Annotated in this window: 4 protein-coding genes; 3 read left to right on the top strand and 1 reads right to left on the bottom strand. The window is 64.4% G+C overall.

Annotated elements, in window-relative coordinates; translation table 11 throughout:
* Positions 1-905, top strand: a 905-nt coding sequence (locus ACILRA_RS21115; RefSeq protein WP_395664019.1) for a 2-hydroxyacid dehydrogenase, incomplete at its 5' end; no start/stop codon positions are given.
* A 156-nt stretch (positions 906-1,061) separates the two neighbouring features.
* Here ACILRA_RS21115 and ACILRA_RS21110 read toward each other — a convergent pair.
* Entirely contained in the window at positions 1,062-1,838 is a 777-nt protein-coding gene (locus ACILRA_RS21110; protein WP_395664018.1) for a gamma-glutamyl-gamma-aminobutyrate hydrolase family protein, read from the bottom strand.
* Positions 1,839-1,904: 66 nt separating this feature from the next.
* Between ACILRA_RS21110 and ACILRA_RS21105 the strand changes: the two genes are divergently transcribed.
* Together ACILRA_RS21105 and ACILRA_RS21100 are read left to right on the top strand one after the other, a co-directional pair.
* On the top strand, positions 1,905-2,675 hold the full coding sequence (locus ACILRA_RS21105) for an SDR family NAD(P)-dependent oxidoreductase (RefSeq protein WP_395664017.1): 771 nt from the start codon (positions 1,905-1,907) through the stop codon (positions 2,673-2,675).
* 13 nt (positions 2,676-2,688) lie between these two features.
* Positions 2,689-3,700: acyl-CoA dehydrogenase family protein (locus tag ACILRA_RS21100; RefSeq protein ID WP_395664016.1), on the top strand; the 1,012-nt coding region annotated here is incomplete at its 3' end.

The raw sequence follows: 3,700 nt of genomic DNA, 5'->3' as shown, positions 1-3,700 counted from the left end.
GGCTCAATGCCACGGATGAACCGATGGGCAAGGCCGGGCTGGTGGAGGCGGTGAAGACGGCCGAAGTGCTTGTGCCCACCGTGACCGACCGGATCGACAAGGCGGTGCTGATGCAGGCGGGAGAGCAACTGAAGCTCATCGCCAATTTCGGCAATGGTGTCGACAACATCGACGTCGAGACGGCCCTGTCGCGCGGCATCACGGTCACCAACACGCCGGGCGTGCTCACGGAAGACACGGCAGACTTCACCATGGCGCTCATCATGGCCGTCTCCCGCCGCATCATCGAGGGTGCGAAGGTCATCGGGGCGGACAACAGCTGGGCCGGCTGGTCTCCCACCTGGATGCTGGGCCACAGGATCGGCGGCAAGCGCCTGGGCATTATCGGCATGGGCCGGATCGGCACCGCGATCGCGAGGCGCGCCAAGGCCTTCGGCCTTCAGATCCACTATCACAACCGCAAGCCCGTCCACCCGAAGGTGGAGGAGGAACTCGAGGCAACCTATTGGGAAAGCCTCGACCAGATGCTGGCGCGCATGGACATCGTGTCCGTCAACTGCCCGCACACGCCCGCCACCTATCACCTGCTCTCGGCCAGACGCCTCAAGCTGATGAAGAAGGAGGCGATCATCGTCAACACCGCGCGCGGCGAGGTGATCGACGAGAACGCGTTGGCCCGCATGCTGGAAGCGGGCGAACTGGGTGGTGCGGGCCTTGACGTGTTCGAGCACGAGCCCGCGGTGAACCCCCGCCTTCTCAAGGCGAAGAAGGCCGTGCTTCTGCCGCACATGGGCTCAGCCACCATCGAAGGCCGTATCGACATGGGCGAGAAGGTCATCATCAACATCAAGACCTGGGTGGATGGGCATAACCCGCCGGACCGTGTGCTGCCGTCAATGCTGTGAAGAGGCCCTCATCCGGCTTGCCGGCCACCTTCTCCCATCCCTTCGGGACGGGAGAAGGGAATAATCATCTCACAGCTGTCCCTTCTCCCGTTACGTAGCAATGGGAGAAGGTGCCCGGCAGGGCGGATGAGGGCCTCCCTCTGCCGAGGCCAAGCCTCAGGCAATCGCCCGCATCGGCTTTCCGCGCGCCTTGGCATAGGCGCGCACTGCGTTGCCGAATGCCGTGAACAGCTTCACCGAATCCGGATTGCTCAGCGCCTTGAACTCCGGGTGCCACTGCGTGCCGATGGCGAAGGTCTTGGCATCCCGCACCGACACGGCCTCGATGATGCCATCGGGGGCCGTGGCCTCGACCGCAAGCCCCTTGGCCATGCGCTTGATGCCCTGGCGGTGGATCGAGTTCACCATCGTCTCACGCTTGCCGAGGATCTGCTCCAGCACCCCGCCCGGGCGGATGTTGATGGTATGGGCGGGCGCATAGCGGACATCGACATCGTCATGCTTGGGCGCGCGATGGTCCAGCCGTCCCTCGATGTCCTGCAACTCGGTCTCCAGCGTTCCGCCCATCACCACGTTCAGTTCCTGGAAGCCGCGGCAGATGCAGAACAGGGGCATGCCGCGCTTGAGAACCTTCTCGATCAGCCTCAGCGTGATGGCGTCCCGGTGATGGTCGTAGGGCTCATGCGAGGGCGAGGGCTGCTCGCCATAATGTGGCGGATGGACGTTGGAGACCGCCCCGGTGATGACGATGCCGTCAAAATGGTCGAGCAGTGCGTCGAGTTCCAGCGCATCCACCATGGCGGGGATCATGACCGGGGAACACAGCGCCACCTCGGCTACAGCGCGCAGATATTTGTCGCCGATCGAGTGGAACAGGAAGCCGTGGCTCTCATAGCTATCCGCCGGCAGTCCGACGAGGGGCAGGTAGGACATTTCCGAACCTTGTGGATGATCTGGTTTGGCGTCTAGATAGACCGACCGGCAGGGGAAGTCCAACCGATGGCTCACATCACGCACGCACAACAGCTTTTCGACCTCTCGGGCGAGGTGGTTCTGGTGACGGGTGCATCCTCCGGCCTCGGCCGGCGCTTTGCCCGGGTGCTCGCGGCGCATGGCGCGAAGGTGGTGGCCGGGGCCCGCCGCGTGGACCGCCTGGCCGAACTGGCGGGCGAGCAGGAGGGCATTGCGCCTCTCGCCCTCGACGTGACGGCACCGGATGGGTTCGCCGCCGCGCTGGATGAGGCCGAGCGGCATTTTGGGCCGCTGACGCAGCTCATCAACAATGCCGGGGTGGCCTCCGGAAAGCGCATCCTGGACACGGCGGAGGAAGAGTGGGCAGCGGTGCAGAGGACCAATGTCGACGCGGTCTGGCACCTGTCGCGGGCTTTCGCGGGGCGCCTCATTGCCCGGCAGAGCCCCGGTGCCATCATCAATATCGCATCACTCGTGGCCGAGAAGGTGGGTGTTTCTTCCGCCGCCTATGCCGTCAGCAAGGCGGCCGTCCTGCACATGACCAAGGCCCAGGCGCTGGAGTGGGCGCGCCATGGCATCCGCGTCAACGCCATCTGCCCCGGCTTCATCGCGAGCGAGATGACGGATGCTTATCTCGCCAGCCCCGCGGGCCAGGATATGGTCCGTCACATTCCGCAGCGCCGCGCGGGCGATCCCTCCGATCTCGACGGCGTGATCCTGCTTTTGGCGTCTTCAAGGGCCTCGGGCTTCATGACGGGCGCCTCGCTGCGCGTCGACGGCGGCCATGCCCTTGCTTAGAAAGTAAAGACAGATGGACTTCTCCCTTCCGCCTGAGATCGAAACACTCCGCTGCAAGGCGCGCGCCTTTATCGATGCGCATGTGCTGCCGCTTGAAGCAGACCGGGCGAATTATGATGCACATGAGAACATCCGCCTCGATGTGCTGAGGCCGCTGCGTGACAAGGCCAAGGCCGAAGGCCTGTGGGCGCCGCAGATGCCCACGGCGCGCGGGGGGCTGGGTCTGCCCATGGTCGGCTGGGCTGCCTTCTACGAGGAGGCCAACCGCTCGATCTTCGGGCCGCTTGCCTTCAACTGTGCCGCCCCGGACGACGGCAACATGAATGTCCTCAACAAGGTGCTGAAGACCGATGCCCAGAAGGACACGTGGCTGCAGCCCATCATCGACGGCCAGATCCGCTCGTCCTTCGTGATGACGGAACCGCACCCGGGCTCGGGCTCCGACCCCGGCGGCATGATGCTGACGAGAGCCGAGAAGCGTGGGGACAAATATATCGTACACGGACGGAAATGGTTCATCTCCGGGGCTGATGGCGCTACCCATTTCATCCTCGTGGCGCGCACCTCGGATGATGCGCGCAACGGGCTCTCGGCTTTCCTCTTCCACAGTGATCAGCCGGGTTGGCGCATTGTCCGCCGCGTGCCCACCATGGGGCCGGACGAACTGGGCGGCACCTGCGAACTCGAATTCGACGGTCTGGAGATTCCCGAGGAGAACCGGCTGATGGAAGAGGGCGATGGTTTGCGCCTCACCCAGATCAGGCTTGGTCCGGCCCGCCTTACCCACTGCATGCGCTGGACGGGCCTTGCCAAGCGGTGCCTCGAGATTGCCCACGCCTATGTGAAGGAGCGCAAGGCCTTCGGATCGACCCTGGCGGAGCGTGAAAGCGTGCAGATTATGCTGGGTGAGGTGGCCGCCGAGATCGAGAAGGGCCGGCTGCTCACCATGCATGCCGCCTGGAAGCTCGACAGGGGTGAGAAGGCGCAGAAGGAAATCTCCATGGCCAAGATCCACGTGGCCGATA

It is taken from the genome of Aestuariivirga sp., from assembly GCF_044239095.1.
Classification (GTDB): Bacteria; Pseudomonadota; Alphaproteobacteria; order Rhizobiales; family Aestuariivirgaceae; genus Aestuariivirga.
The sequence above is the reverse complement of the archived record's forward strand: the minus strand, read 5'-3'. Positions and strand labels throughout refer to the sequence as shown.